Annotated in this window: 22 protein-coding genes and 1 CRISPR repeat array; of the genes, 17 read left to right on the forward strand and 5 right to left on the reverse strand. The window is 53.7% G+C overall.

Annotation, left to right across the window (positions count from 1 at the left end; all coding sequences use genetic code 11):
- The first annotated feature begins 8 nt into the window (after positions 1 to 8).
- The 8 genes from cas3 (at position 9) to cas2e (ending at position 8,761) form a co-directional block, all read left to right on the forward strand.
- Positions 9 to 2,567 carry a CRISPR-associated helicase Cas3' gene (gene cas3, locus KJB30_RS02950; protein WP_214296444.1) on the forward strand — a complete coding sequence of 853 codons (2,559 nt, stop codon included), beginning with the start codon at positions 9 to 11 and terminating at the stop codon, positions 2,565 to 2,567.
- Positions 2,564 to 4,156 (forward strand): type I-E CRISPR-associated protein Cse1/CasA, encoded by a 1,593-nt coding sequence (casA, locus tag KJB30_RS02955; protein WP_214296445.1) that lies wholly within the window; start codon positions 2,564 to 2,566, stop codon positions 4,154 to 4,156. Before cas3 ends, casA begins: the two co-directional genes overlap by 4 nt.
- A complete protein-coding gene (gene casB, locus KJB30_RS02960; protein ID WP_214296446.1) occupies positions 4,153 to 4,674 on the forward strand; it encodes a type I-E CRISPR-associated protein Cse2/CasB in 522 nt (173 codons plus the stop codon). Before casA ends, casB begins: the two co-directional genes overlap by 4 nt.
- Complete coding sequence (cas6e, locus tag KJB30_RS02965; RefSeq protein WP_214296447.1) at positions 4,671 to 5,357, forward strand: type I-E CRISPR-associated protein Cas6/Cse3/CasE; 687 nt, start codon at positions 4,671 to 4,673, stop codon at positions 5,355 to 5,357. The genes casB and cas6e overlap by 4 nt, the downstream gene beginning before the upstream one ends.
- A 33-nt stretch (positions 5,358 to 5,390) precedes the next feature.
- Positions 5,391 to 6,428 (forward strand): type I-E CRISPR-associated protein Cas7/Cse4/CasC, encoded by a 1,038-nt coding sequence (cas7e, locus tag KJB30_RS02970; RefSeq protein ID WP_214296448.1) that lies wholly within the window; start codon positions 5,391 to 5,393, stop codon positions 6,426 to 6,428.
- Positions 6,418 to 7,155, forward strand: a complete 738-nt coding sequence (cas5e, locus tag KJB30_RS02975) for a type I-E CRISPR-associated protein Cas5/CasD (RefSeq protein ID WP_214296449.1) — start codon at positions 6,418 to 6,420, stop codon at positions 7,153 to 7,155. The genes cas7e and cas5e overlap by 11 nt, the downstream gene beginning before the upstream one ends.
- Positions 7,156 to 7,548: 393 nt before the next feature.
- Positions 7,549 to 8,472, forward strand: a complete 924-nt coding sequence (cas1e, locus tag KJB30_RS02980) for a type I-E CRISPR-associated endonuclease Cas1e (protein ID WP_214296450.1) — start codon at positions 7,549 to 7,551, stop codon at positions 8,470 to 8,472.
- Complete coding sequence (cas2e, locus tag KJB30_RS02985) at positions 8,453 to 8,761, forward strand: type I-E CRISPR-associated endoribonuclease Cas2e (RefSeq protein WP_214296451.1); 309 nt, start codon at positions 8,453 to 8,455, stop codon at positions 8,759 to 8,761. Before cas1e ends, cas2e begins: the two co-directional genes overlap by 20 nt.
- Before the next feature lie 83 nt (positions 8,762 to 8,844).
- A CRISPR array of direct repeats spans positions 8,845 to 13,326; the repeat unit is 29 nt; unit sequence CTGTTCCCCGCAAGCGCGGGGATGAACCG.
- A 264-nt stretch (positions 13,327 to 13,590) separates the two neighbouring features.
- Here cas2e and KJB30_RS02990 read toward each other — a convergent pair.
- Complete coding sequence (locus tag KJB30_RS02990) at positions 13,591 to 13,932, reverse strand: type II toxin-antitoxin system PemK/MazF family toxin (protein ID WP_214296452.1); 342 nt, start codon at positions 13,930 to 13,932, stop codon at positions 13,591 to 13,593.
- On the reverse strand, positions 13,932 to 14,249 hold the full coding sequence (locus KJB30_RS02995) for a ribbon-helix-helix protein, CopG family (RefSeq protein WP_214296453.1): 318 nt from the start codon (positions 14,247 to 14,249) through the stop codon (positions 13,932 to 13,934). Before KJB30_RS02995 ends, KJB30_RS02990 begins: the two co-directional genes overlap by 1 nt.
- Before the next feature lie 327 nt (positions 14,250 to 14,576).
- Here KJB30_RS02995 and nadD point away from each other — a divergent pair, with 327 nt between their 5' ends.
- From nadD to KJB30_RS03025, 6 genes are all read left to right on the forward strand, one after another.
- On the forward strand, positions 14,577 to 15,227 hold the full coding sequence (gene nadD / locus KJB30_RS03000) for a nicotinate-nucleotide adenylyltransferase (protein ID WP_214296454.1): 651 nt from the start codon (positions 14,577 to 14,579) through the stop codon (positions 15,225 to 15,227).
- Entirely contained in the window at positions 15,218 to 15,631 is a 414-nt protein-coding gene (gene rsfS / locus KJB30_RS03005; RefSeq protein WP_214296455.1) for a ribosome silencing factor, read from the forward strand. Before nadD ends, rsfS begins: the two co-directional genes overlap by 10 nt.
- Positions 15,628 to 16,086, forward strand: coding sequence for a 23S rRNA (pseudouridine(1915)-N(3))-methyltransferase RlmH (locus KJB30_RS03010; protein ID WP_214296456.1), 459 nt, complete (start codon positions 15,628 to 15,630; stop codon positions 16,084 to 16,086). Before rsfS ends, KJB30_RS03010 begins: the two co-directional genes overlap by 4 nt.
- Positions 16,087 to 16,101: 15 nt before the next feature.
- Positions 16,102 to 17,634, forward strand: coding sequence for a 2,3-bisphosphoglycerate-independent phosphoglycerate mutase (gene gpmI, locus KJB30_RS03015; RefSeq protein WP_214296457.1), 1,533 nt, complete (start codon positions 16,102 to 16,104; stop codon positions 17,632 to 17,634).
- Positions 17,635 to 17,696: 62 nt separating this feature from the next.
- The gene (locus KJB30_RS03020; protein WP_214296458.1) at positions 17,697 to 18,353 is read left to right on the forward strand and encodes a fumarylacetoacetate hydrolase family protein; all 657 of its coding nucleotides are present in this window, start codon (positions 17,697 to 17,699) and stop codon (positions 18,351 to 18,353) included.
- Between the two features lie 69 nt (positions 18,354 to 18,422).
- Positions 18,423 to 19,628 carry a phospholipase D-like domain-containing protein gene (locus KJB30_RS03025; protein ID WP_214296459.1) on the forward strand — a complete coding sequence of 402 codons (1,206 nt, stop codon included), beginning with the start codon at positions 18,423 to 18,425 and terminating at the stop codon, positions 19,626 to 19,628.
- Here the strand turns inward: KJB30_RS03025 and KJB30_RS03030 are convergent.
- Positions 19,612 to 20,703, reverse strand: a complete 1,092-nt coding sequence (locus KJB30_RS03030; RefSeq protein WP_214296460.1) for a TIGR04283 family arsenosugar biosynthesis glycosyltransferase — start codon at positions 20,701 to 20,703, stop codon at positions 19,612 to 19,614. The two genes, KJB30_RS03025 and KJB30_RS03030, sit on opposite strands and share 17 nt — an antisense overlap.
- A 28-nt stretch (positions 20,704 to 20,731) precedes the next feature.
- Here KJB30_RS03030 and KJB30_RS03035 point away from each other — a divergent pair, with 28 nt between their 5' ends.
- The 3 genes from KJB30_RS03035 (at position 20,732) to KJB30_RS03045 (ending at position 22,288) form a co-directional block, all read left to right on the forward strand.
- Positions 20,732 to 21,541: a TatD family hydrolase gene (locus KJB30_RS03035; RefSeq protein WP_367618917.1), complete on the forward strand. Its 810-nt coding sequence runs from the start codon at positions 20,732 to 20,734 to the stop codon at positions 21,539 to 21,541.
- Between the two features lie 71 nt (positions 21,542 to 21,612).
- The gene (locus tag KJB30_RS03040) at positions 21,613 to 21,945 is read left to right on the forward strand and encodes a cytochrome C (protein WP_214296462.1); all 333 of its coding nucleotides are present in this window, start codon (positions 21,613 to 21,615) and stop codon (positions 21,943 to 21,945) included.
- A gap of 130 nt (positions 21,946 to 22,075) precedes the next feature.
- A complete protein-coding gene (locus KJB30_RS03045; protein WP_214296463.1) occupies positions 22,076 to 22,288 on the forward strand; it encodes a hypothetical protein in 213 nt (70 codons plus the stop codon).
- An 81-nt stretch (positions 22,289 to 22,369) separates the two neighbouring features.
- Here the strand turns inward: KJB30_RS03045 and pckA are convergent, their stop codons facing one another.
- Both pckA and KJB30_RS03055 read right to left on the reverse strand, forming a co-directional pair.
- Entirely contained in the window at positions 22,370 to 23,962 is a 1,593-nt protein-coding gene (gene pckA / locus KJB30_RS03050; protein WP_214296464.1) for a phosphoenolpyruvate carboxykinase (ATP), read from the reverse strand.
- A 139-nt stretch (positions 23,963 to 24,101) separates the two neighbouring features.
- The gene (locus tag KJB30_RS03055; protein WP_214296465.1) at positions 24,102 to 25,955 is read right to left on the reverse strand and encodes a phosphoenolpyruvate carboxykinase (GTP); all 1,854 of its coding nucleotides are present in this window, start codon (positions 25,953 to 25,955) and stop codon (positions 24,102 to 24,104) included.
- Positions 25,956 to 26,188 lie beyond the last annotated feature (233 nt).

Consider the following 26,188-nt stretch of genomic DNA (forward strand, 5'->3'; position numbering starts at 1 on the left):
AGGTCGAAATGATGTTTTGGGCAAAAACAACAGCGGATGGAAAACCTGGTATTGGTGTCTTCGAGCATATGGTCAATGTTGGATGTGTGGCTCGTTGTCTTGCCGAAACAGCACCGGAACTTCTAAGGCGACTCAACCTGCTGGCATCGATAGTCGGTGCACTTGCCGCACTCCACGATTTAGGTAAATTGTCGCCTGGCTTCCAGCGGAAATGTGAAGCATGGCTTGAGGAAAACAGTCTGACGATAACTGTCCGTAACGGCTGTTGGGATACCGGAACAGAATCGGATCATGGCAAGGTGTCACATGCAGCGATTCAAGATTTTCTTATTCAGCAAGGTGTTGCCAGAAGTTGTGCAAAATATGTGGCAGCAGCACTTGGCGGCCACCATGGCAGACTGAAATATCTCCCCAATGATCGGGGAATTCGCCCACCACTCATCAAACAGTCTTCTGAAAATTTAAGCGGCATTGAGTGGGACAAGGAACGCCACCAATGTGCCCAACAGGTTTGGGATTTTTTCAAACCTGAAGCCATTACCGATTCGCTCACCGGTGATTCACCAGCCATTTGGTGGCTTGCCGGTCTTACTTCTGTTGCTGATTGGATCGGCTCCGATGAACAGTTTTTTTCTGCTGTGCCGGATACTGTAGAACAAGATATTCCGGAAATTGCCCTCCAAGCCATTGAATCAATCGGCCTCATGCCACCGTCAATCACGCTTGATCTAACGTTTAAACAGTTATTCGGTTTTTCCCCCAACGAGATGCAGACACGAACGCTTGAGGCGGTAAACAGCCCAGGCGTTTACGTCATAGAAGCACCGATGGGCATGGGCAAGACCGAGGCGGCGCTTGGTGCAGCCTATCAACTATTGGCAGCAGGGAAGGCGCGGGGAATATATTTTGCCCTTCCCACCCAGGCGACGAGCAATCGCATTCACCTGCGTATGAACGACTTCCTGCAACGGATCTCCCCAGCAGTAGGCCCCGGCAGGCTTATTCACGGCGGTTCATGGTTGATGCAAGAGAATATGAATTTCAGGCCGGCAGCCAATGGGCGAAAGGAAAAATTTTCTGAAGACGCGCGAAACGGCAGAGATTGGTTCGCATCAGCAAAACGGGCTTTGCTGGCACCGTTCGGGGTAGGCACTGTCGATCAAGCCTTGCTTGGCGTTGTAGCCGCAAAGCATTTCTTTATCCGGCACTTTGCCCTGGCAGGCAAGGTGGTCATTCTCGATGAAGTTCACTCCTACGATCTTTATACCGGCACCCTGATAGATAAGCTCATTACGACGCTTGAAGGACTCGGTTGTACGGTGATTATCCTCTCTGCCACGCTGACCGGCAAACGCAGAGGACAGATTATTGAGAAATCGGGCAATGCATCGGAAGACGCGGAACAGCCTTACCCGCTTATATCTGGGCGGATGGAAGGAACACCATTTGCTCCGATTGGTGCGGCAGCGCCGGAGTCTCGGAAAGTAACAGTGGAGTTTATAAACTCTGAAAAAGCGATGCATGAAGCGCTCGCAGTTGCCCGAAGTGGCGGGACGATACTCTGGATTTGCAATACTGTGGGTGTGGCGCAGAAGCAGTTGCGACGGTTTCAGGAGCTTGTTCAAGGTGAATTCCCCCTTGGATTGCTGCATTCCCGTTTTCCATTCTGGCGTCGTGAAGAGTTGGAAACCGAGTGGATGGGACGATTTGGTAAGGAAAGCTCGACCAGATGCGGTTCAATCCTTGTTTCCACCCAGGTTGTGGAACAGAGCGTTGATCTTGATACCGATCTTCTGATTACTGAGCTTGCTCCAACCGATATGTTGCTGCAACGACTCGGACGTCTCTGGCGGCATGATAGAGGTAAAAGGCCGGTGGATGTCCCGCGCATCTGCATTATTGAGGAGACTATACCACTTGACGAATTTCGACAATTAACTCCTGAAAAAATAAAGAAAAACTTTGGTAATAAGTCCTTTGTTTATGACCCATACATTCTGTTGCGTTCTCTTGAAGTTTGGCAGGCGCAGTCAAAAGTGGCTGTGCCAGCTCAGATACGTTCGCTTATTGAGGAAACGTACACTGATCGGGATGATGAGCCGGAGTCATGGCAAAAGCTATTTGATGAGGTATATGGCAAAACTTTAGTGTATCGGCAGAGAGCTCTGTCAACCAGCAACATTTGGCAGGCTGCTCTTGATGACCATGAAGGTGTCCAGACCAGGTTGAATGAGCTGCAAACGGTAACTATGGTGCTTTGCCGGGTTATTGCCGAGCATTCGGTAACATTTGTTGACACCACGACAGTTGAACTCGGCGGAGAGCAGTTCCGTTTTGCCACGGCAAAGGCAATCCATAAGAATCTGGTCAAGGTTCCATTGCATCATTTTGAACGGGTGCAGTCGTGTCCTGAGTTTGAAGAATACATCTACGAGACCCAGTGTGCCGGGATTGTTAATGCTGATGGCTCGGTGTCAGTCAAAGGACTGAAGGAAGGAGTCAGGGTGTTCTATTCAGATGATTTGGGGTTGCTTGTTGAGAAAACTTCAGGAAAGGAGGAAGTATGAACGTTGCCTTTGACCAGTGGATACCGGTTGTCGATCCTGCTGGTAAACGAGAGCTGGCAAGTCTGAGCAGCGTACTTGCCGAAGGGGAGAAATACGCCGATCTGGCGGTAAGGCCGCATGAGCGGGTTGCCCTTATGCGACTGTTTCTCTGTATTGCCCATGCTGCTCTGGATGGGCCGAAGAATTATGATGAATGGTGCGAGGTGCCGAAAAAACTGCCGGGGGCGGCGCGGAAGTATTTGGAGGAGTGGAAGGATTCTTTTGAGTTGTTCCACCCGACAAAGCCATGGTTGCAGGTGGCGGAGTTATTTGGGGATAAAACTTCTCCTGTGGCTCTTTTGGATTTTGAGTTGGCAACTGGCAATAATTCGACGCTTTTTGACCATGATGGCCTACGCGAACATCGAAATATTGAGCCATATAGGCTTGCGCTTAACTTAATAACCTTTCTGAACTTTTCACCTGGTGGCGGCTCGCCCGTTGCTCAATGGAAGACTACAAAAACAAATCAAGTAGGTAATCCTGATGCCCCTTGTTTGTCTCAATCAATGGCGCACTGCCTATTACGTGGAAAATCCGTTGCAGAGACCATTTACTTAAACCTGCCAACATATGAAATGCTTGGTGAAGCTTACAAGAGGTTTGAAATCACCAAAGAGGATGAGTACGAATATTCTCATATCGCATTTGGCAGACCGGTTTGGGAAGACTTTCCATTGACTCCGGACTATGGGCAAGATGGTGTGATAAACGCATCCAGAACGTACTTAGGGCGTTTGGTGCCAATTTCTCGCTGGATACGCTTTGTTCATGATTCAGATCGCATGTACTGCTGTAATGGATTTAAGTACGACACTTACAAAGATGGTTTTGCAGCAGAGCCGACAGCAGCGGTTCGAGTTGTTACATCAAAGGATAAAAAAGGAAATGAACTAAAAGAACGGCGAGTTGTTAAAGCCGATCCAACCAAAGCGTTATGGAGAGAGTTGACTGCACTTTTTGTAAAAAGAACAGCAGAAGGGCTTGGCGGGGCATTTGCTATGCAAAATGCACCTTATGACAAGGAGTTTGACTTTCATATCTGTGCGATTACTCGCGATCAAGCATCCATGGACATTGCTTTGGAATCAGTTTTTCATATCTCACCAATGTTTCAAGCAAATGTAGCAAATTATCAGGAAGAAGTTCAATTGGCTGAAAGGCACTCACGAAAACTTGGTTGGGCAATTGAAACATATCGCAGAGAAATTGATGGTGGATGGGAAGGGCGGCTTAAGGGGGCTGGAGCTAGTAAAGGAGAGTTGAAAATAAAGCTCTTCTCTATCGCAACCATCCATTTCTGGACAACAGTAGAAAAGAACCTCCAGCTCCTCTTCTCTCATATCGACGCAATAGGCACTGACGATGCCATCCCCACCCGTGACGTTTGGCGGAAAATGCTGTTTGCTGCCGCCTGCGATGCCTATCGTGTAGCCTGCGGCCAGGAGACCTCCCGCCAAATTAAGGCTTTTGCCAAAGGCTTGCAGAAACTGACTTCAACAAAAGATGAACCGGAAGATACCAACGAAACCAAGGAGGAGGTTGTATGAGCAGGCTTCTTGAACGACTCCGCAAGTGTCAGGATGACCGGGGAATGATGGCTAACCTCCGGTGCATACTTGTGGCCAACAAAAAACACCGAGCCTGGCCAGCGTTAAACCGGCTTGACGTGGCGATTGACAAGGAAATTCCGGCATTCATCGCCGGACTCTTTGCCTCTCATCCCGAAGGTGATTCAAGTTCAATTTCAAACTTCGGAGAGACCTGCAAGCGGATTGAAAAGGCACGAGGCGAGGAGACATCCGATTTCAGCAGTAATGCTGAAGGTACCAGGAAAAAGAATCTAACCTCAACTGAACGGCGTTTTCAGCATCTCCTGGCTGCAAACAAAGGTGAAATTCAGGATCGAGTAAAGAGAATGGTTCTTATGGCCAAGTCTCAAGGGGTGGCGGTCAATTATGCGAAACTGCTTCATGACTTGGAATATTGGGGAGACCGCACCAAAACCGAATGGGCTGCCTCATTCTGGACACCGGGCACGGAGCCTGTTGACGAGGAGGGCGTATGAACTGGCTTGCCAGATTGGAAGTAGATTCAGAAACAGCCCGAGTGGAGCGAATTTTCGACAGTTACGCCTGGCATAAGAAGATATGGGACTGTTTCCCAAATATGCCGGATTCAGAACGTACTTTTCTGACCAGGATTGATCCGCTTGAAGGTGCACTCAGGGTGTGGGTTCTTGCCGACACCAAACCGATTTGCCCGCAATGGTGCCCAACAGAAGGCTTTGCACTTAACTGCATATCACCAACGTTTTTATCACATCGTCATTATGCCTTTGATGTGCGCACCAATCCCGTTAAGTCCCTTGTTCAGCGTGATGCCAACGGCCAGCCACTGCTCAAGGCTAACGGCAAACGAAAATCAGGCAAGCGAGTTGCCCTGATAAATCCAGACGAATTGCGGGCTTGGCTGATTCGTAAAGGGGATGTTCGATGCCAGGATAAAGACACTGGCAAAGATGTACCTGGTGGATTTCGCATTGTTGAAGAGATGCCACTGGAAATCAGCCCGATGATAGAAAGCCACTTTCGGAAAAATGGAGAGAGTGCGTATCACGGTGGCGTTCAGTTTCGCGGAACTTTGGAAGTCACGGACCGGGAGCATTTTATAAAAACCTATCAATCAGGCATGGGTAGCGCCAAAGGTTTCGGTTTTGGCCTTTTACTGCTTGCTCCGATCAATTTGTAATTATTTGAAATATACCAAAAGGAGATCTTACCAATGAAACATCTGGAACTGCACATCATTCAATCCGTACCGGTAGCCTGTCTCAACCGTGATGACCTCAATTCACCAAAGACCGCCGTGTTTGGCGGTGTCCAGCGGGCTCGGGTTTCCAGCCAATCGTGGAAGCGGGCTATTCGGGAGATGGCAAAAGACATATCACCGGAGCAATTCAAAGGGGAGCGCACACGCCTGATGTACGAACCATTGGTTAAGGAAATGACCGCCGCAGGTCTTTCGACAGCCGATGCAGACGAAGGTGCAAAGAAGATCATTGATGCGCTGGTAAAGCTTGATCCGAAATCCAAAGATAAGGTTAAAGCCACGACGCTCTATTTCATGTCTCCAATGGAGTTGGAAACGATTGCCAAGAGCTATGCGGAAACAAAGGACGCAAAGAAAGCCCTGAAAGCCATTGATGCTAAATCGCTGAAAGATGCCGCTGATATATCCGTGTTTGGTCGCATGGTCGCCAATGATCACTCCTTGACGGTCGAAGCAGCTTCCATGTTCTCCCACGCTCTGTCTACGCACAAGGTTGATAACGAAATCGACTTTTTCTCTGCTGTTGACGACCTGCAGCCCAAGGAAGAATCCGGCGCTGGTATGACAAGTACCCTTGAGTTTAATTCCGCTACCTACTATCGCTTTGCCGCGCTTAACTTAGACATGCTTGCCGATGCGGACCATCTTGGTGCTCTGAGCAATGAAGAGCGTCAAAGCGTGGTGCGCACTTTCGTGGAGGCTACTATTAAAGCGATTCCCAGTGCCCGCAAAAACACCATGAACGGCAACACGCTTCCTGCTTATGTGCTAGGCGTGGTGAGGGAAAAAGGGCATCCGGTTCAGCTTGTGAACGCCTTTGAAACTGCTGTTCGGCCAACGCAGGGGTATGCTGTAAAGTCGATTGAGTTCATGAAATCAGAGTATGCAAAATTGAAAGATATCTGGGGCATTGAGGCAGTTTTTGAAAAAGCGATTCCTGATGTCGGGCTAAAGGCATTTCTTGACGAGGTGGTGGAACATGTCATCTGAAAAATCCTTTCTGGCCCTGCGGCTGGAAGGGCCGCTTCAGTCGTGGGGATTCGACAGTCAGTATAACCGGAGAAATACCGGCTTGATGCCGACCAAAAGCGCGATAGCCGGAATGTGTTGTGCAGCCCTTGGTTACCCTCGTGGAAGCGAGAGGGAAAAAACATTTCTGGCCTTATTTGCAACGCTGCGGATGACTGCCATTGCCATCCCTCGAAATGGCATAAAAAAGGAGTTGCCGGTGCGACGGTTGCAGGATTATCACACCGTTGGCGGGGGCTATAATCCAAATGATCAGAATGAACGGGGAAGCATAACGGTTTCTGCCGAGAATGGAAAACCGCGAGCAAAAAATGGTCAATCACTTGCCGTTCTAACCCATCGTCAATATCTGACAGATGCATCTTTCGGTGTTCTGCTGGAGGGTGAGATACCATTGCTCAAACAGATTACCGATGCTCTGGAAAACCCTGTCTGGGGTGTCTGGCTGGGACGTAAGGCTTGTATTCCGACAGCGCCGGTTTTAGCTGGTTTAAGGAATCATCATGATGAAGCAATGCGTCTACTTATTGGTGAAAAATCGATTGAATCGTTTACTCGTCAGGAAGAAGTGGAAAATTTTGTCGACGGGCGAGACAGCCTTCCAGATATGCCGGTATCGTTCGCGTCGGAGAGAAGATTGTTTTCACCGAGAAGGGTACGAACAAGGCAGGCAGGAGAAGTGGTTTGATGCTGGTCCGGCGGGTGTGAATGCAAAATCATGTGAAACCGGGCGGGGAGACCCCGCCCCTACGTCCGCCGGATGTTAAACCAAGGGTGGGGGCAAATTGCCATCTCTCTTCCTGGGATTTGTACAGATTGTACCTACCTTTGGGAAGATCAGTTGTCGACAGATTGACGACAACTTGTGCCACCGGCCGTGACATAATCGGTTGCCAATTAATAAACGCGGCTGCACTCAACCCCGTGACATTTTGTCACGGGTTGCTGAGTGCTTTGAAGTGCCCGGAAAAATCGGACAGCTGAAGACGAGCGTGCCTGATGGGAAAAGAAAGCAAGAATTACCGAACCAGTATTCTATAAACGCTCAGTCTTGCAAAACTTTGACATCAAGAGAGGCGTAATGACCACACCAATCCTCCCCCCATTGAAACCGCTGCCTATCAAGGACCGTATTTCCGTGCTTTATATTGAAAAGGGCAATCTGGATGTCATTGATGGCGCCTTCGTCGTTGTTGACGTTACCGGTGTTCGTACCCACATTCCCATCGGAACGGTGGCCTGTCTGATGCTGGAGCCAGGTACGCGGGTGTCCCATTCGGCCGTTGTGCTGGCGGGCCGGGTAGGGTGCCTGCTGGTCTGGATCGGTGAGGCGGGGGTGCGTTTGTATGCGGCCGGTCAGCCGGGCGGGGCGCGCTCGGACCGGCTGCTGTATCAGGCCAAGCTGGCCCTGGACGATACGGCGCGCCTGAAGGTGGTGCGCAAGATGTATGCGCTGCGTTTTAAGGAAGAGCCGCCGGAACGGCGTAGCGTGGAGCAGTTGCGCGGCATCGAGGGGGTGCGGGTACGCAAAATGTATGAACTGCTAGCACGGCAGCATGGCGTGGAGTGGCATCGCCGCAACTATGACCACACCACCTGGGAAAGCGGCGATATCCCCAACCGCTGCCTTTCTTCTGCTACCGCCTGTATCTACGGCATCTGCGAAGCGGCGATCCTTGCGGCGGGGTATGCTCCGGCCGTCGGGTTCATCCATACGGGCAAGCCCCAGTCTTTTGTGTATGACATTGCCGATATCTTCAAATTCGAAACCGTGGTGCCGGTGGCTTTTCGTATTGCCGGTAAAAATCCTCGGGATCCGGAGCGGGAGGTGCGCCTGGCATGTCGGGATGCTTTCCGTCAGAGCCACATTCTGGATAAGATCATTCCCATGATTGAAGAGGTGCTGGCTGCCGGAGGCCTTGAAGTGCCCAAAGCCCATGAGGAGGCGGTTGCTCCGGCAATACCCAACAAGGAGGGGATCGGCGATGCTGGTTATCGTGGTTGAGAATGTGCCGCCTCGCCTGCGCGGACGGTTGGGGTTATGGCTGGTTGAAGTACGGGCCGGCGTGTATGTAGGTGACGTCTCGCGACGGGTGCGGGCAATGATCTGGGATAATATTGAAGAAGGGCTTGGTGAAGGCAATGCTGTCATGGCCTGGAGTACTAATACCGAGTCGGGTTTCGATTTTATGACCTTGGGAGCTAACAGGCGTATCCCGGTGGAACTGGATGGTGTGAAGCTGGTGTCATTCCTGCCTCCGGATGAGCAGAAAAGGGGTGTTTCGCCTTTCTGAGTGTGAGGGGCAGATGCCTCTTTAATGTTGGTAGATTTTTAAATGCATGAAAACCTCAATTGTTTTGAGGAAGTAGAAGAAGTCTGTTCCCCGCAAGCGCGGGGATGAACCGAGAGAGCCCAGCAGTAAAACAGGCATCCTGCCCTGTTCCCCGCAAGCGCGGGGATGAACCGTTATTAATCCTGTTAATTAGGGGTTAGGTCGCCTGTTCCCCGCAAGCGCGGGGATGAACCGTCTTCGTTGTAGCCTTGGGCCTGGTCGACTTCCTGTTCCCCGCAAGCGCGGGGATGAACCGTAATGCAACCCACTGTTGGCCATAACTATCAGCTGTTCCCCGCAAGCGCGGGGATGAACCGGAGGTAATTATTAGAAGCATGGTTTTGACTACCTGTTCCCCGCAAGCGCGGGGATGAACCGAACATAAGCTCTAAGACCATGAGAAGCAGTTGCTGTTCCCCGCAAGCGCGGGGATGAACCGTTCTACAGCCCCCCATCCGTCTCTCAGGTCCTCTGTTCCCCGCAAGCGCGGGGATGAACCGGCCGAACGGTATGAGTTGAGGGCAAGCCGATGCTGTTCCCCGCAAGCGCGGGGATGAACCGGTAAATAGCTTTTCTCCATCACAATCATAAAGCTGTTCCCCGCAAGCGCGGGGATGAACCGCGAAACACGTTCGCCTGATCATCCCCGCCCGGCTGTTCCCCGCAAGCGCGGGGATGAACCGACTCCAGATAGGCCCTGATCGGACCATCACCACTGTTCCCCGCAAGCGCGGGGATGAACCGTATCTATTCCAAGGTGCCGATGATACTGGAAGCTGTTCCCCGCAAGCGCGGGGATGAACCGCAGAATAATTATTGTCGACTGGAACGGCCGGACTGTTCCCCGCAAGCGCGGGGATGAACCGCAGTTTCATTATCTGAGCGTACAGCCAGCAGTCTGTTCCCCGCAAGCGCGGGGATGAACCGTGCCAGTTGTCCAAAATCAGCAGCGGACGCATCTGTTCCCCGCAAGCGCGGGGATGAACCGTTGATTGTGTGATTTAAAATGGTCACTCTTGACTGTTCCCCGCAAGCGCGGGGATGAACCGAAATCTGTTCCGGTATCATATCTACGGGCATTCTGTTCCCCGCAAGCGCGGGGATGAACCGGCATGAAGGTTACACAGAAACTGGCGGCATTGCTGTTCCCCGCAAGCGCGGGGATGAACCGCCGATAGTTGTTTGTAGTGCCATATGTGCAATCTGTTCCCCGCAAGCGCGGGGATGAACCGAACTGTTCCTTTGCCCGGTACGCGGCTCCTAACTGTTCCCCGCAAGCGCGGGGATGAACCGATCTGGGAAATTATATAGCTAAGTTTGGCATTCTGTTCCCCGCAAGCGCGGGGATGAACCGCAGTCCGAAACCCACAATCATCTTGGTGACCACTGTTCCCCGCAAGCGCGGGGATGAACCGTTGTATGGTGAGCACCTTTTAAAACCTAATACCTGTTCCCCGCAAGCGCGGGGATGAACCGCCTCAGTATTTGAACTGCCGGCCAGCGAGCGCCTGTTCCCCGCAAGCGCGGGGATGAACCGGAACTGTACACCGGAGAAGCACCCACGCCGAGCTGTTCCCCGCAAGCGCGGGGATGAACCGGCTGATCTGCAAAGCCATCTGGAACGGCAACACTGTTCCCCGCAAGCGCGGGGATGAACCGCTCTGCCAATTCATGTTTATTGAACTTGTCCGCTGTTCCCCGCAAGCGCGGGGATGAACCGCCGGATCTGCTTCAATTCGGCGGCTTGCATGTCTGTTCCCCGCAAGCGCGGGGATGAACCGTTGGATATGTCCTGAAACGTCAGGAGCGACTCCTGTTCCCCGCAAGCGCGGGGATGAACCGCCGTGCCCGTTCTGCGGATGTAAACACCTGTACTGTTCCCCGCAAGCGCGGGGATGAACCGCTTGGTGCCCTGGTGGTCAAGTTCAAATCCATCTGTTCCCCGCAAGCGCGGGGATGAACCGGTCATTCCCTGGTTGCGTGCCTGCTTGTACATCTGTTCCCCGCAAGCGCGGGGATGAACCGCGGCTCTCCACACTTGGTACATTTCAGCGGAACTGTTCCCCGCAAGCGCGGGGATGAACCGCTGGTCATATCCACATTACGGCCATGCTTGACCTGTTCCCCGCAAGCGCGGGGATGAACCGGCGCTAGGGAACTGCCTGGCGGGGAGGGAGGGCTGTTCCCCGCAAGCGCGGGGATGAACCGCAAGACTTGCCGGTCTGGCTGGTCCATGTGTACTGTTCCCCGCAAGCGCGGGGATGAACCGGCTGACTGTTTGTGGGGCCGCAGCGGATCGGCCTGTTCCCCGCAAGCGCGGGGATGAACCGCTCACCATACCGGCAGGCGGGAGCATTGCATGCTGTTCCCCGCAAGCGCGGGGATGAACCGGTATTTGAGAAGCGTTACGACTCTCTGCAAAACTGTTCCCCGCAAGCGCGGGGATGAACCGCCCCAGATTAGGGGCTTTCTTTTTGACTATTCCTGTTCCCCGCAAGCGCGGGGATGAACCGTCCATGCTCGGATTCGCCGCGGGAGAGATCGACTGTTCCCCGCAAGCGCGGGGATGAACCGAGCGTTCGCAGAGAGTCAAACTGTCAATTGAGCTGTTCCCCGCAAGCGCGGGGATGAACCGGTTCGGGCGGCGCTATGACAAGCGATCTGCTTCTGTTCCCCGCAAGCGCGGGGATGAACCGGGCAAGGCACCACTGCGCCTTCCGCCAGATTCCTGTTCCCCGCAAGCGCGGGGATGAACCGTCTCCGCAGGGAACCGAGGATAGTTTATCAGCCTGTTCCCCGCAAGCGCGGGGATGAACCGAAGTAGGGAGGTAGGTCATGGGAGACGGAAACCTGTTCCCCGCAAGCGCGGGGATGAACCGAAGTAGGGAGGTAGGTCATGGGAGACGGAAACCTGTTCCCCGCAAGCGCGGGGATGAACCGCTCCTGCCGTGTCATACTTGGCAAGGGCCAGACTGTTCCCCGCAAGCGCGGGGATGAACCGGGGAAATGAAATGGATAGCGAGCCAATCAAATCTGTTCCCCGCAAGCGCGGGGATGAACCGTTCTGCGCGCCTGGTGGAAATTTCTGCCAGGGCTGTTCCCCGCAAGCGCGGGGATGAACCGGCCAATGGGAGAGCGTTGCAGCCGACCGCTACCTGTTCCCCGCAAGCGCGGGGATGAACCGTCGGCTGGTTTGCCTACGCTGGTTGCTATGACCTGTTCCCCGCAAGCGCGGGGATGAACCGGTTGGCCCCGAGGGTGTTCGTTCTGATGTGCTCTGTTCCCCGCAAGCGCGGGGATGAACCGATATCCGCCACGTTTTGGGTATGGGTAGCCATCTGTTCCCCGCAAGCGCGGGGATGAACCGTCAGGGCAGGTTTTGCCCTGCACGACAGCGGTCTGTTCCCCGCAAGCGCGGGGATGAACCGGCATGCTGTACCGCCTTATCGACTATGGCTCGCTGTTCCCCGCAAGCGCGGGGATGAACCGCTAAATGAGCACCAGCCCAACGGGATCGAGCCCTGTTCCCCGCAAGCGCGGGGATGAACCGATCAAAGAATCAAAGGCATATCGTGACCTACCCTGTTCCCCGCAAGCGCGGGGATGAACCGTTCTTCAATTAGTAAGCCCGTTTGACCCTGACCTGTTCCCCGCAAGCGCGGGGATGAACCGGCATGGTTCAAACTGCCTCCCCTGTTCCTAAACTGTTCCCCGCAAGCGCGGGGATGAACCGGCGTTCATGGGCGTAAATCCCGTTGGCGAATGCTGTTCCCCGCAAGCGCGGGGATGAACCGTTGATTGTGTGATTTAAAATGGTCACTCTTGACTGTTCCCCGCAAGCGCGGGGATGAACCGACTTGTCAATAACCGCTCCCTCTCTTTCTCCTCTGTTCCCCGCAAGCGCGGGGATGAACCGGGCTGGTTCCTTCCGAGAAAAGGGATCAAGCTCTGTTCCCCGCAAGCGCGGGGATGAACCGCTAAATTCAGTGTGCGCGATACCAGAGGCATGCTGTTCCCCGCAAGCGCGGGGATGAACCGATCGTCGGGCCGGCCACGGCTCCGATCTGCGCCTGTTCCCCGCAAGCGCGGGGATGAACCGCTGGCCGCACTACTGGCCCTGACCGTTGGGACCTGTTCCCCGCAAGCGCGGGGATGAACCGTTTGATTCGTCATAGTAAACGAATAAACAACACTGTTCCCCGCAAGCGCGGGGATGAACCGCTGGAAGATAAACTGACGGTAAAGGTGGTTTACTGTTCCCCGCAAGCGCGGGGATGAACCGAGGATCAATACACTCTGGCACTGCATCCATAGCTGTTCCCCGCAAGCGCGGGGATGAACCGGGGTACTGTTTACCGGGCCGAACAAATTGAACCTGTTCCCCGCAAGCGCGGGGATGAACCGAAATCGTTGAACGGGCGAACAAATGGATTGTTCTGTTCCCCGCAAGCGCGGGGATGAACCGGCATTAGAGCACAACGAGCAACTCGATGATTTCTGTTCCCCGCAAGCGCGGGGATGAACCGGTGGTTTAAATGTCCGATGAAATCGACCAGGCCTGTTCCCCGCAAGCGCGGCGGAGATATGATTTGCGGAATGGTGGTTGAAATTGCTGAATAAATTTACGGGCGGGATGGTGGATGAATACGTGGGCGTGCGAACCGGGAGTATATCCGGTTAAATCTGTGAGATGCGCGAATGAAAATGAAAATCCAAATTAAGCTGATCTCCGACATCCCGCGACCGTGCGACCACATGCGGTCGCCCCTGCGAATGCCGTACAGGCGTTATCACAACAACCCCAACACCCCTTTCAGGCTCTGCTCCACCGCCATCATTTCTTCTGCGGTGAGACTTGTCAGGGGGCCTTCACCGAAGCGGTCCTTGTCGAGCGCACGGGGCTGATCAACGACCACTTGGCACGGCTTGAGAAGGCGGTCGCGTGGTTCAATCATGATGCGCCAACGTTTGAAGGCGGGATAGACTTGTGTGGTAAGCGGCAGGATAACGACCATCGGCGTGCCGCTCTGTGTGAGGGCGTTGTCCTGAATAACCAAAACCGGTCGGATCTTGGAAATTTCGTGCCCCCGGCCCGGGTTAAGGTTGGCAGCCCATATCTCGCCGCGGCGCATTATTTCCACCACTTTTCAGTCGGCTTGGAGAACCGGGAACCGCCCGGTTTGCGTCCCTCGGCGATGTCCAGTGCTTCATCGCTGGTGACCATGCCTTCTTCGGCCATTTCAAGTGCAGCACTGCGGATGGAATCATCGGTATAAGCGGTATGGGCCTCGGCCGCCAGTTCGGCCATGAAACGCTCCCGCTCGCGACGAGCAAGATAATCAACGATAGCGATTCGTACCACTTCGGAACGCGGCAGCCGTTCAAGGCGGGCCTCATCTTCCAAACGGTGATCCAGATCTTCCGGCAGGCGCAAGCTTAACGCGGGCATAATTGACCTCCATGTATTGCAAAATGTATTACGTAATGTAACGCATCCTGACGGGTTGGTCAACAATCGACGTAGGGGCGGGGTTTCCCCGCCCGGGTTATCAGGTCCCCTGCCCTGGTTTCACATTTATCGAATGCAAAGACGCGGCGGGAAAACCCCGCCCTGCGGATCATGGGGGATATTTAATACGTATTTCTTAAGGGCCTATTGCAATACGCCCCTACAAACCAATTTTGAAAAAACCTGATTTTCATGTCCTCTCTGCCTGCAATATGTTACAAACGTCGTTCCTGAAACGGCATTAATTCCCGAAATGGTTGAAAAACAATGAACATCGGTCTGATGGGCGGCACATTCAATCCTGTACACCTGGCTCATCTGCGCATTGCAGAGGAGGCCCGGGAAATGTGCAGCCTGGACCGGGTGGTGTTTATTCCTGCTGCTGATCCGCCTCACAAGCCGCTGGCCGGCGGGGTGCCATTTGAACAGCGCTGCGAGATGGTGCGACTGGCAATTGCCGGGAATCCCAGTTTCGTGCTGTCCGATGTGGAGGGACGGCGGGCAGGCAAATCCTACTCCATTGATACCATTGCCGCTTTTCAGGATGAGCATCCGGATGATAGGCTGTTCTTTATTGTCGGCAGCGATTCGTTTCTGGAGATCGGTCTGTGGCATCGGTACGCCGAAATTTTTCGTTCATGCAGCCTGATCGTTGTGGAGCGTCCGGGGCGGCAGGTCCTGGACCCGCTGGATGCCCTGCCGGTTGCCATCCGCGGCGAACTTCGTTATACTCCACAAGTTCGCTGTCTGGAACATGCTGCAGGCACAAGCGTGCAGTTTCTAAAGGGATGCCCCCTTGATATTTCGTCCAGCGAGATCCGTCGGCTGGCGGCTGCGGGGCGTTCCATTACATACCTTGTCCCACCTGAGGTGGAGGCATATATCAAGAAGCAGAGGATTTATAGCGAATGCCCGTAAAGAAAACGACAGCAGTAGAAAAGATGACCCTGACCGCCGCCGAGAGGGCGCTGAAATGTGCGGAACTGGCTTTTGACAAAAAAGCGTACGATATCCGTGCCCTGGATATCAGCCAGGTATCCACGATTGCCGATTATCTGGTGATTATTTCAGGAAGCTCCGATCGCCAGGTGCAGGCGATTTCCGACAGTATTCGTACCGGCCTGAAGAAGTACGGCAAGGTCAATGATATCGAGGGTGAGAGCGAAGGAAAGTGGATAGTCATGGATTACGGCGATGTGTTGGTGCATATCTTCCATGATCCGATGCGCAGTTATTACGATCTCGATGGTCTGTGGAAAATGGCTTCACAAATGGAGCTTCCCGCCGCTATCCGTGAGGCCCGCAAGGAAAGCAATTTTTGAGGCTGAAAGTTGTATGGGTCGGCAAGAGCCGCGAGGAGTGGGTCAAGGACTCTCTGGCCGACTATGCCGGCCGCATCCGTCGCTACACTCCCCTGGAACTGATAGACATACGCGATGAGAAGGGTGCTCTTGCCGAGGAAATGCGGCGGCGGGAGTGCGAACGGCTGGAAAAACAGATTCCGGCCGGAGCTACCCTGGTGCTGCTGGATGAGCGGGGCGACCAGATGGATTCGCCCGGTCTGGCCGCTTTTGTCGGCAAGCAGCGGGATTGCGGTACCGGCGATCTGGTCTTTGCAATTGGCGGTGCCTATGGTTTTTCGGACGATTTTCGTCGCAAGGGGCGTCTGCTGTCCCTGTCACGCATGACTTTTACGCACCAGATGGTGCGGGTGTTTTTGCTGGAACAGATCTACAGAGCTTTTACGATTCTGAATAACGAACCGTACCATCACTGATTAAAAGGACCGCGCATGAAGAAACCTCTGCTGCTGATGATCCTTGATGGCTGGGGAATCAACCCCGATTCCGAGAACAACGCCATCGCCCTGGCCCAGACCCCCAATCTTACTTCCTTGCTGGCAGATTATCCCCATACTTCAATTCATACTTCCGGCATGGCGGTCGGTCTGCCTGATGGGCAGATGGGCAATTCCGAGGTCGGGCATCTGAATATCGGCGCGGGACGCGTGGTGTATCAGGATCTGACGAGGATCACCAAGTCGATCACGGATGGTGATTTCTTCACCAATCAGGTGCTGCTTGACTGTATCAATCGTATCAAGGCGCAAGGGGGCCGTCTGCATCTGTCGGGGCTTCTCTCGGACGGCGGTGTCCATTCCCACAACACCCATCTCTATGCGCTGCTGGAACTGGCCAAAAGGGAAGGGGTGGATGTATTTGTCCATTGCCTGCTGGATGGACGTGATACACCTCCCCAGAGCGGTGCCGGGTATCTGGCTGAGCTGGAAGGGGAGATAGCCCGCATCGGATGCGGCCGGATCGCTTCGGTGATGGGCCGTTATTATGCCATGGACCGTGACAACCGCTGGGAGCGGGTGGAAAAGGCCTATGATGCCATCGTCTGCGGCGAGGGACAGCAGTTCGGTTCTAGCCGGGAGATCATCGAGCAGAGTTACGCTGCCGGAGTTAACGACGAGTTTGTCGTTCCTGCGGTGATAGCTGCTGACGGCGCTCCTGTGGGAGCAATCAGGGATGGTGACGGCTTTATTTTCTTCAACTACCGCTCGGACCGCGCCCGGGAGATTACGCGCGCTATCGCCCTGGATGGTTTTGACGGCTTTGAACGCCGCTGCTCTCCCCGTCTGGCAGGGTACGTCTGCATGACCGAGTACGATGCAACCTTTAACCTGCCCATCGCCTACGGCCCCGAGGCGCTGACCAACATCTTCGGCGAAGTAGTGGCCAATGCGGGGCTGCATCAGCTGCGGATTGCCGAGACCGAAAAATATGCCCATGTGACCTTCTTCTTCAATGCAGGCAGCGAGGTCCCTTTTCCGGGAGAGGATCGTTGTCTGATTCCTTCACCAAAAGAGGTGGCAACCTATGACCAGAAGCCGGAGATGAGCGCCTATCCGGTGACGGATGAGCTGCTCAAGCGGCTTGACCAGGATCAGTACGACGTGATTGTTCTCAACCTGGCCAACTGCGACATGGTCGGTCATACCGGGATCCTGTCCGCTGCGATCAAGGCGGTGGAGGCGGTTGATACCTGTGTGGGCAGGATTGTCGCCAAGATCCGTGAAAAGGGTGGTGCTGCACTGATTACTGCCGACCATGGCAATGCGGAGAAAATGAGGGGCGAGGATGGGGAGCCCTTTACGGCTCATACCGCTACGCCGGTCTGGCTGGTGCTGGTGGATGACAGCCGCAAGGGAGTTGCTCTGCGGGAAGGTGGGCGGCTGGCTGATATTGCTCCGACCATGCTGAAAATGCTGGGACTCCCCCAGCCACCGGAGATGACCGGTGAGAGCATTTTGAAATAAACTTTGCCGGAGTTTCGACTCCGGATGCTGCTTCCAGCAATAGGTATGACAGGAGAAATGCAATGGCTGCACGCACTGTGATTGGCACCGGCAAGGAATTTACCATCGGAAAGATTGTCTGTCTGGCGCGTAACTATTCCGAGCATGCCCGTGAACTGGGCAACGAGACACCGACAGCGCCGGTGCTGTTCATGAAACCTGCCTCTGCCGTCATTGGTGATGGAGAGGCTGTTAGAATCCCGCTGTATTCCGATGAATGCCATTACGAGGTCGAACTGGCCGTGCTGATCGGCAGTCGGGCCAGCAGAATTTCTCCCCAGCAGGCAATGGCATGCGTGGCTGGCTATGGTGTCGCCATCGACATGACCCTGCGGGATGTGCAGAACAATCTGAAGTCCAAGGGATTGCCCTGGGAAATCGCCAAGGGTTTCGATACCTCCTGTCCCTTGTCTGATTTTGTCCCGCCAGATGCCGTAGAAGATCCTCATAACCTTACTCTGCGTTTATCGGTCAATGGCGAAGCTCGTCAGAACGGCAACTCGTCGGACATGATCCACCGTGTGCCGCAGATAATCGCCTACATATCCGACATCTTTACCCTGGAGCCTGGGGATGTAATCCTGACCGGTACTCCAGCAGGTGTCGGCAGGGTCCGGGCAGGCGATTCCATGGAAGCCGAGATACCTGGGGTTAATAGACTTCGAATCCCAGTCCAGTGATCAGCAGGCTGTTGCTGATCCGTTTCAAGTCGAGCAGGTGCGAGGGCACATCATGACCGGGGTGCTGTAATGAAGCAGCCGACCCATGTAAATCATTTCAGGAACAAAAAACGGCTGGCACGCATCATGATGCTGCTTAAACGCATCCGTCTGCCTGGCAAGCCGATCACCTACCGCCGTAATCGTGTTGTACTCTATCCAGATGGTCAACAGTTTTTCCAGACGCTTTTTGCCGCAATCCGCAGTGCCCGATCCTGCCTGCTTCTCGAATACTACCTGATCCGCAATGACCGCACCGGTACCCTGTTTGCCACGGAACTCATCGCCGCCGTTCAGCGCGGCGTGCGGGTGATGCTCATCTATGATTACATCGGCTGCGTGGATACTCCTGCGTTCTATTTCAAATCCCTTTCACAGAACGGCATCGAGCTGGTGCCGTTTAATGTGCCCTCCTTCAGGCGTGGCATTGGTTGGTTCGATCGCCGTGATCATCGCAAAATGACCATCGTTGATGGTTCCCTGGCTTTTCTCGGTGGGTGCAATATCGGAGACGAGTATGCGGGGCTTACTGAGCTGCCGCATCGTTTTCGAGATGTGGGCTTCAGCATCGCCGGAACTGTTGTTCAGGAACTGGTGCAGAAATTCGGCGAGACCTGGCAGATGGAGCGGGGCACTCTGCCGGATTTACAGTCGGCCATTGTGACCCAAGACGACCGCCGTCGGGGACAGGCCCGTGTGGCGATCGTCAGCGGCGGGCCTCATCAGCGCGCCTCATATATCCGCAGTGCTTTTCTTCTGAATATTGCCACTGCATCCGAAGAGATTCTGGTAGCTACCCCCTATTTTGTGCCGGGGCCCCTGATCACTCGATATCTTTTACGGGCGGTGCGGCGGGGCGTTCGGGTGTGCCTGCTGCTGCCGTCGCGCAGTGACGTGCCGCTGGTGCGTCTGCTGGGGCGCAGCTTCTATGGTGCTCTGTTAATCAAAGGTGTGGAAATTTACGAACTCGAGCATGAGATTCTGCATTCAAAGGTCATGCTGATTGATGGGGAGCGAACCGTAATCGGTTCGGCAAATCTGGACCAGCGCAGTTTTCATCGCAATTTTGAAATTAATGCAGTGATTGACAGCCGCACCTTTGGCAAACAGGTCCATCGCATGCTTCAGAAACAGTTTGCCGATTCACGCCGGATACAGCTGGAAGATCATGAACGCCGGGGAGTCCCTGCCAGGCTGATGGAGCGTGTTGTGAATCTTTTCAGCTGGTTTTTGTGACGGGTTCCAGTCTTCGGCAGAGGAGCAGCATGGCGCGATGCCAGAGCCGAACCGCAGCACTGGCGACCCATGCGACCGGGGAGGAGCAGACAAAGGGAGCGCAGTAACGGTTGAAGCGATTTGTCCACTGCAGGCGTACCGATTCCGGCGGCAGAGAGCTGTGGAAGGCGTGACGGGCGTCCAGCCAAAAGAAAATCTGCCAGCTGTTTGCTGCCACATGCCGGCCGGTGGCCTGCCAAAAGGTGCGGCGCTGGTCTGGGGTGAAGGAGGCCAGCAGGATGCGGATCCCGTCCAGCAGAGGAAACAGCAGTAATTTACCCGTTTCTGTGTGGCAGCGGTAGAGTCCGGGCAGCTCCCTGAAGAATTCATTCCATCCCACGGCAACGGCATTGACGATTACAGCATTGACTATTTGGCGCCTCAAAAGCCCTTCAGTTTCGAAGCGTCGCGCAGATGTCGTGATCCGCACGGGCAGCAGCAACCAGCTTCCTTGTCGTGCAATGGTCTTTGCCAGACGGAGATCCTCAAGAAAGGGGAGACTGTCGTCGAACCTTCCTATGTCTTCAAAGCAGGAACGTGAAAGCATGTAGCCCTGATCGCCGCGGATGCAGTCTTCGCTGCTCAGGCATGCTTTGGCCTCGTAAAAATAAAATGCCAATGAGGGGTGGGTGGTCCGGCGCCTGAAATGAAGCCTGAAACGTGCGGCCACAGGGTGGGTTGATACCGACTGTCGGCTTGTCAGATACTGCAGGGCAATGGATAAAGTATCCGGGGCTTCGAAACGGGAATCCGCATGAAGAAAGAGGAGCATGTCCGCCCGGGCTACTGCCGCACCTGCATTCATCTGCCTCCCCCTTCCCGGTGGAGTGTCTAGCAGCTGCGTGGTGAATGAGTTTTCCCCTCCCAATTCCACTGCAATCTGCCGGGTGGTATCCGTGGAACCTCCATCACACAGCAGGAGTTCGAATAGAATATCTTTTTGATCAGCCAGCGTCTGAAAAAGGTCCGGCAGCTCCGTTTGTTCGTTAAGAAGCGGCACTATGATTGAAAGATCCGGCTTAGGGCTGAGGGGCATGTCACTCGCTCCTGGGAGAATTGACGTAGTGTATCCGAACAGACCACATTTGCAAGATGAAGCTGAGCCAGGGCTGATAGATACTCATTGCCATCTGGATTGTGATCTGCTGCGCCCGCATCTGCCAGTCCTGTTAAGTTCTGCGCGGGAAGCGGGTGTTACCGGGTGGGTCGTTCCGGGAGTGCATCCAACAGACTGGACACGTATGGCTGAGACAGCCAGGGAACATTCGGGTGTTCAATGTGCTTTTGGCATTCACCCCATGCATGCCGATCTGGCTGATGAGCATACCTTGTCTCAACTTGCTGGAATTGCCGCCAGCGGTATCGCCGTAGGTGAAATTGGGCTTGACCCTCACTACCCGATTCCGTTGGAAATTCAGGAAATGGCTTTCCGTGCACAACTCCGGGTGGCTGTCTCTCTCAAACTGCCGGTGCTGATACACTGCAGGCGTTCTTTCCAGCATACACTGCAGGTTTTGGCTGAAGAGGGGGCTCAAAGGGTAGGGGGAATCATGCATGCCTTCTCTGGTTCGCTTGAGATGGCCCGGGAATTTATCAGGCTCGGGTTTGCAATCTCCATTTCCGGGACAGTCACCTGGCGAAATGCTGTCCGCCCGGTGCGCCTTGCACGGCAGATTCCTCTGGAATGGATGGTCTTTGAAACAGACGCGCCGGATATGACGCCGCAATGTTTCAGGGGAGAGTTTAACCGGCCGGAGTGGATGCGAGAGACAGTGGTTGTGGTTGCAGAGATGCGTGATATGCTGGTAGCGGACTTGATTGGTATTACTGTGACTAACACGCGGAGAATTTTACCACGGCTTCAACTACTGTGAAGACTGTCTTTTCGGTTAGAGCTGTGCTATGTTTGACAGCCAAATAACTTCTGATATAGTTGGAGACAGTAATGAAACGTGTCCTGCTGCTGGGTCTTGCCGCTTTTGCCGCTCTTGAAGGTTGTGCGATGTTCACCGCCTGGAAAAGCATACCCCCTCCCGGTGGCTGTGATGAGTGTCACACCGTGGCTATCAGTTCCAACTGGCAGGTTGCCTATAAACCTGCAACTGTGGCAGATGAGCGTGGTCGCCAGGCGTTTCAGACGCCTGAATATAACATGCCTGTACTGGGGAAACAGGAATCCCCACTGGAAACGAAGAAAGTACAGGAGCTGCAGTGTTTCGAATGCCACAAATCACCAACACCGGCCCACCGCGAGCGCAAGGGCCGTTTTCACCATTGAATTGTATACCGTATACGTCAGTATTAAAAATATCTTGACTTAAATGTTTTTACGAGTATATTCACAAGTCGATTTTTAAAACCATGCGCTTTGCGTTTAAATGGTGAATTCCAAAAAAGAGGTGACACACATGAAAAAGCTTATTACCCTGACACTCGTACTGGCCCTTGCTGCTGCTTTCACTGCTGGCTGCAAGAAAAAAGAAGAAGCTCCTGCCACTCCTGCTGCTCCTGCAGTTGAGGCTCCTAAAGCTCCTGAGCAGAAGCCTATGTCTTCCGCAACTGCAGCTCCTGCTGCTGCTACTCCTGCAGCTCCTGCTGCTGAGCCAGAGAAAAAGCACTAATTCAGAAGTAACTATCTGGTTGCAAAAAGCCTGTGGGATTTCCCGCAGGCTTTTTTTATTGATGCGATTCATTGCATAATATTACATCACCTGAACCACATTCTCCGGTACGTAAGCAGCATACTGCTTGAAGTTCTCTCTGAATAGCGAGATCAGTTTGTGCGCCGTTTCATCATATGAATCCTTATTTTCCCACACAGCGCGGGGGGTGAGAATTTCCGGTGGAACACCGGGACAGGCAGAGGGAATATCAAGACCAAAAAATGGGTCTTTATTAAATGAACCTCTCGCAAGGGAACCATCTAGTGCGGCATTAATAAGGTTTCTTGAATAAGCAATGTTTATCCGACTACCAATACCGTATGGACCTCCGCTCCACCCCGTATTAACAAGCCAGCAGGTGACATTATGACGTTCAATCCTTTCTCTGAACAGGTTTCCGTAGGTTGCTGGCGGCAAGGGCATGAAAGGACCGCCGAAACAGGTTGAGAAAGTTGCAGCTGGCTCCGATATCCCGGTCTCTGTGCCTGCGACACGTGACGTGTAGCCTGACAAGAAGTGATACAGCGCCTGCTCCCTGCTAAGTCGTCCTATGGGCGGCATCAGGCCATAGGCATCGCAGGTCAGCATGATTATGGCGGCAGGGTGTCCAGTAGTTCCAGAGCAGACTACATTCGGAATATGCGACAAAGGATAGGATGCTCGGGTATTTTCGGTAAAGATATCGTTATTCAGGTCTATGCGTCGTGTGTGGGTATCCAGGGCGACATTTTCAAGTATAGTTCCAAACTTGCGGGTGGTTTCATAAATCCTGGGTTCTGCTTCTTTGTGTAATCGTATTATTTTGGCGTAGCATCCCCCCTCGAAATTGAAAATTCCCTTATCGTCCCACCCATGCTCGTCATCTCCAATCAGCTTACGGTCAGGATCAGTCGACAACGTGGTTTTGCCGGTGCCGGAGAGTCCGAAAAAAAGAGCTGTATCTCCTTGCGGTCCCACATTTGCTGCGCAATGCATGGGCAACACCTGCTTTTCCAATGGAAGCAGGTAATTGAGAGTCGTAAATATGGATTTTTTTATTTCACCGGCATAACTGGTTCCACCGATGATAATGGCTTTTCGGGAGAAGTTGATAATTATGAAGGCTTCTGAATGTGTCCCATCAAGATCAGGGTTTGCGCGGAAACTGGGCAAATCGATCAGGGTAAAATGTGATGCAAATTGTTCAAGTTCCTTTGGAGTGGCTTGAATAAACATGTTGCGGCTAAAGAGAGAGTGCCACGCTTTTTCAGATATTATGCGTACTGGAAGGCGATAATTGTGATCAGCACCGGCAAAACAATCCTGGACAAAAAGATCTCTGCCATGCATGTAAGCTACCATACGGTTGTACAGAGCATCGAAACGATCTGGGTCAAATGGCTTATTTACTGCTCCCCAGTTTACGTGCTCATGACTTATCTCATCATCCACAATAAATTTATCATTGGCTGCACGTCCGGTATAATGACCTGTCTTGACTGCAATAGCTCCCAGATGGGTCAGTAATCCCTCACCCCGTTTGACTATCTGCTCATATAAAACTGCAGTCGGTGCAGTCCAGTGAATCAAATTGGCATTGGTAATGCCATGTGCCTCCAACCCGGTACCGCGAGTAACTTCATTAAAATTCATGGTTTCTCCCTTACCAGCATCACCCTCTCTTGCAAAATCTTATCATACGAACGCCATAAGGCAAAAGCCGGGAGACGTTCAGAATTTCCTGTCGTCGCCCGGCTTTTGTCATTGTAGAAAGCTTGTTAATTAGATCTAGTTATTCGTTCCAACCTTCAGGATGAACGTCGCCAATCTGCTCCCAGTGCTCGGGTGAACGCCAGAGACTGGAGAGAATCAGTTCGCGGATGTGCAGGAACTCTTTGGGCAGGCGGTCATACATCTTGACGAACAGCTCTTCGTGGGAGATGACCTCGTTTTGCCATACGTCGCGGTCAACGGACATCAGTTCGTTGAATGTCTCGCGGCTCATGTCGAGGCCGCTCCAGTCCATATCCTCGTATTTTGGCATCCATCCCAGCGGAGATTCAACGGCGCCGCACTTGCCCTGAACGCGCTCGACGATCCACTTCAGCACCCGCATGTTGTCGCCGTACCCGGGCCAGATGAACTTGCCGTTAGCATCCTTGCGGAACCAGTTGACGCTGAAGATGCGGGGCGGCTTGGCGATGTTGCGACCGAACTGCAGCCAATGGGCGAAATAATCCGCCATGTGGTAGCCGCAGAAGGGAAGCATGGCGAACGGATCGCGGCGCACGTTGCCGGTGGCGCCGACTGCTGCTGCGGTGGTTTCGGAGCCGAGGGTCGAGGCCAGATAGACACCGTAGTTCCAGTTGAAGGCCTGGTAAACCAGCGGTACGGTGTCCTTGCGGCGACCGCCGAAGATGAAGGCGCTCATAGGCACCCCTTTGGGGTTTTCCCAATCGGGATCGATACAGGGGCACTGGGAAGCCGGAGCTGTAAAGCGGGCGTTGGGGTGGGCTGCCGGGCGGCCGCAGCCGGGGGTCCACTCGTTTCCCTGCCAGTCGGTCAACTTTGCGGGGGGCTCGCCGTCCATCCCCTCCCACCAGACGTCGCCGTCCTCGGTGAGTGCCACGTTGGTGAAGATCGAATTCTTCTCGCAGGAGATCATGGCGTTCGGATTGGTCTTGTAGTTGGTGCCCGGCGCCACGCCGAAGTAGCCGAATTCGGGGTTGATGGCATAGACCTGGCCGTCGGCGCCCGGCTTGATCCAGGCAATGTCGTCACCGATGGTGGTCACCTTCCACCCCTTTTCCTGGAGCGGCTTGGGTGGGATCAGCATGGCGAAGTTGGTCTTACCGCAGGCACTCGGGAATGCGGCGCCCACATAGGTCTTTTCGCCGGTCGGGGACTCGACGCCGAGGATCAGCATGTGCTCGGCCAGCCACCCCTCGTCCTTGCCCTGTTTGGAGGCGATACGCAGGGCAAGGCACTTCTTGCCCAGCAGGGCGTTGCCGCCGTAGCCGGAACCGAAGGACCAGATGGCACGCTCTTCGGGGAAATGAACTATGTATTTCTCTTTGTTGCAGGGCCAGGATACGTCCTTCTGACCCGGTTGGAGCGGCGCACCGACCGAGTGGAGACAAGGGACGAATTCGCCGTTACCCAAGGCGTCAAGCACCTGCTTGCCCATGCGGGTCATGATGCGCATGTTGACGGCTACGTAGGGAGAGTCGGAGATCTCGATACCGATTTTGGCGATCGGAGAGCCGATCGGACCCATGCTGAAGGGGATCACGTACATGGTGCGTCCCTTCATGCACCCCTTGAAGAGGCCGTGGAGTTTCTCTTTCATCTCTTTGGGATTCATCCAGTTATTGGTCGGGCCGGCATCTTCCTTGGAAAGGCTGCAGATGAAGGTACGATCTTCGACACGCGCCACATCAATAGGGTCTGACCAGGCCAGGTAGCTGTTGGGACGTTTCTTGTCGTTCAGCTTGCGGAACGTGCCGCTCTGCACGAGCTGCTCGCACAGATTGTCGTATTCTTCCTGGGATCCGTCACACCAGTGGATCTTGGCCGGCTCACACATGACCGCAACTTCTTCAACCCACTTCAGCAGCTGCTCGTTGTTAGGAACATCGTAACTCATACTCCACTCCTCCTCATGTAGTTAAGTTTCGTGCTTAATAGTAAATCTCTGTAAAACGCCGGATTCAACTTCTGATCTACCAGAGGCGGGATTATTGCCGTGAAGGGGGCGTGGAAACAAAAAATTTACTATGACTAAATACCACAACAATGTTTCTTTGTAAAAAATTTAATTTAATGTTTTCCGAAAAAAAAGCCGGAACACATTTTATGCTCCGGCTGATTTCTATTCAG

Origin of the sequence: Pelotalea chapellei, from assembly GCF_018531195.1 — a bacterium.
Lineage (GTDB): Bacteria > Desulfobacterota > Desulfuromonadia > Geobacterales > Pseudopelobacteraceae > Pelotalea > Pelotalea chapellei.

What these genes read in the sequence shown, in the direction of transcription:
- KJB30_RS03025 (WP_214296459.1), top strand. Translation starts at nt 18,423, where the DNA reads ATGAAGCAGCCGACCCATGTAAATCATTTCAGGAACAAAAAACGGCTG.
- gpmI (WP_214296457.1), top strand. Translation starts at nt 16,102, where the DNA reads ATGAAGAAACCTCTGCTGCTGATGATCCTTGATGGCTGGGGAATCAAC.
- pckA (WP_214296464.1), bottom strand. Translation starts at nt 23,962, where the DNA reads ATGAATTTTAATGAAGTTACTCGCGGTACCGGGTTGGAGGCACATGGC.
- nadD (WP_214296454.1), top strand. Translation starts at nt 14,577, where the DNA reads ATGAACATCGGTCTGATGGGCGGCACATTCAATCCTGTACACCTGGCT.
- KJB30_RS03030 (WP_214296460.1), bottom strand. Translation starts at nt 20,703, where the DNA reads ATGCCCCTCAGCCCTAAGCCGGATCTTTCAATCATAGTGCCGCTTCTT.
- KJB30_RS03020 (WP_214296458.1), top strand. Translation starts at nt 17,697, where the DNA reads ATGGCTGCACGCACTGTGATTGGCACCGGCAAGGAATTTACCATCGGA.
- cas5e (WP_214296449.1), top strand. Translation starts at nt 6,418, where the DNA reads ATGTCATCTGAAAAATCCTTTCTGGCCCTGCGGCTGGAAGGGCCGCTT.
- cas6e (WP_214296447.1), top strand. Translation starts at nt 4,671, where the DNA reads ATGAACTGGCTTGCCAGATTGGAAGTAGATTCAGAAACAGCCCGAGTG.
- KJB30_RS02995 (WP_214296453.1), bottom strand. Translation starts at nt 14,249, where the DNA reads ATGCCCGCGTTAAGCTTGCGCCTGCCGGAAGATCTGGATCACCGTTTG.
- casB (WP_214296446.1), top strand. Translation starts at nt 4,153, where the DNA reads ATGAGCAGGCTTCTTGAACGACTCCGCAAGTGTCAGGATGACCGGGGA.
- KJB30_RS03045 (WP_214296463.1), top strand. Translation starts at nt 22,076, where the DNA reads ATGAAAAAGCTTATTACCCTGACACTCGTACTGGCCCTTGCTGCTGCT.
- casA (WP_214296445.1), top strand. Translation starts at nt 2,564, where the DNA reads ATGAACGTTGCCTTTGACCAGTGGATACCGGTTGTCGATCCTGCTGGT.
- cas3 (WP_214296444.1), top strand. Translation starts at nt 9, where the DNA reads ATGATGTTTTGGGCAAAAACAACAGCGGATGGAAAACCTGGTATTGGT.
- KJB30_RS03040 (WP_214296462.1), top strand. Translation starts at nt 21,613, where the DNA reads ATGAAACGTGTCCTGCTGCTGGGTCTTGCCGCTTTTGCCGCTCTTGAA.
- rsfS (WP_214296455.1), top strand. Translation starts at nt 15,218, where the DNA reads ATGCCCGTAAAGAAAACGACAGCAGTAGAAAAGATGACCCTGACCGCC.
- cas1e (WP_214296450.1), top strand. Translation starts at nt 7,549, where the DNA reads ATGACCACACCAATCCTCCCCCCATTGAAACCGCTGCCTATCAAGGAC.
- KJB30_RS02990 (WP_214296452.1), bottom strand. Translation starts at nt 13,932, where the DNA reads ATGCGCCGCGGCGAGATATGGGCTGCCAACCTTAACCCGGGCCGGGGG.
- KJB30_RS03055 (WP_214296465.1), bottom strand. Translation starts at nt 25,955, where the DNA reads ATGAGTTACGATGTTCCTAACAACGAGCAGCTGCTGAAGTGGGTTGAA.
- cas2e (WP_214296451.1), top strand. Translation starts at nt 8,453, where the DNA reads ATGCTGGTTATCGTGGTTGAGAATGTGCCGCCTCGCCTGCGCGGACGG.
- cas7e (WP_214296448.1), top strand. Translation starts at nt 5,391, where the DNA reads ATGAAACATCTGGAACTGCACATCATTCAATCCGTACCGGTAGCCTGT.